At 45.9% G+C, this 1,302-nt stretch carries 1 protein-coding gene; it reads right to left on the reverse strand.

Annotated elements, in window-relative coordinates:
• Positions 1 to 1,243, reverse strand: a 1,243-nt coding sequence (locus LJE09_RS17175; RefSeq protein WP_227311595.1) for an IS200/IS605 family accessory protein TnpB-related protein, incomplete at its 3' end; no start/stop codon positions are given.
• Positions 1,244 to 1,302: the final 59 nt, after the last annotated feature.

Genomic DNA, 1,302 nt, shown 5'->3' on the forward strand with positions numbered 1-1,302 from the left:
CTTTTGCCTCCAGCAAAGACCTTTCCGTTACCGGAAGGGGTTTTAAAAGTTCTCTGATAAAATATCTTGCTCCGATATTATACGATGCCGACAGGTCACAGTTATATCTTTTTCCTGTCTGGAATACACAAAGACTGTGATTTTTCGGGTCACGGGACACACTTCCGGAGCCATCGTATGCAAGCCTGCTCGTATTCCATGCGCAGACTCTGGATACCCGCATTCCTTTTCTGTGTGCCTGATGCTCACAGCGTTTCTGGATATCCCGTTTTCTCCACAGATGCAGTTTCTGTTTTTTCTTTCCGGATATCTTTCCCTGCATTTCCAGATACTCGAATACGATCACATCTGCATGGTTCTCTTCTGCATTTTTTACGATCGCACCTGCAATTTTTCTTCCCAGCTCTATGTTCAGGCGTTTCGTATATGCCCATCTTCCCCGTGACTGCGCAGAGCTGTGTTCCCTCTGGAATCTTCGGATCCGGCCCAGTGTGCGGTACATCCGGTCTTTTTCACTGGGATGATTGATAAATTTTCTCCCCAGGACAGTTCCGTCTGCCCGCATAATGGTACAGACCGCATCGGTATTGATTCCCAAGTCCACACTACAGATGATCTGTTCTTTTACCGGTGTCTTCGTAAGTGTCACTTCTTCCGTATAAGAAAAACGCAGGAAATATTTATGGTGCCTTTTCTCCAGTGTCGGGGCTGATGCCTTTTTCCCCGACCAGTTCCTGCGCAGATATTCCATATCTGTGTGATTTAAACGCACACAAAACCATTTCCAGTCATGACCATCATACAGTTTCAGGTATGCTTCGTCTTTTCCTTCTTTTTCCTCTCTGTACATGACATCACGATAAAAAACAGGCATGGCATGATTCTCATACGCCAGTCTGGGTTTCCCTGCTTTTTCTCCTGACTTTTCCCACAGATCCATCCGTGTTTCGTAAGAAGATACACTTCCCAATGCATGCTGGATTGCGGCTCGCCTCAGGTAGGACGGCATCTTCGGAAAGCGAAGATCAAAATCAAAGCGTGCAGGATTCTTTTTTGTAGTATGCACCAGATGCTCTGCAGCATTAAACCGCCTTTTGGCATCCGGTATCTCTGCCAGTTCTTCCCACACCTGCTCATATATTTCTGTCAGGTAACAGACCGCAGACCGGTAGATTTCCAGTGTCTGGCGGACTGGGATATTCTGTTTTCGTAATTCTACGCCATAGCTGGATACGGTCTGCATCTCTTTTCCTCCAACAAATCATTTCTTCTGTCAGGCTTTTTTCTTTTCTTTTTCCTTTT

The organism is Blautia sp. DFI.3.45 (assembly GCF_020593505.1).
In the GTDB taxonomy this organism is placed as follows: Bacteria; Bacillota; Clostridia; order Lachnospirales; family Lachnospiraceae; genus Blautia_A; species Blautia_A wexlerae.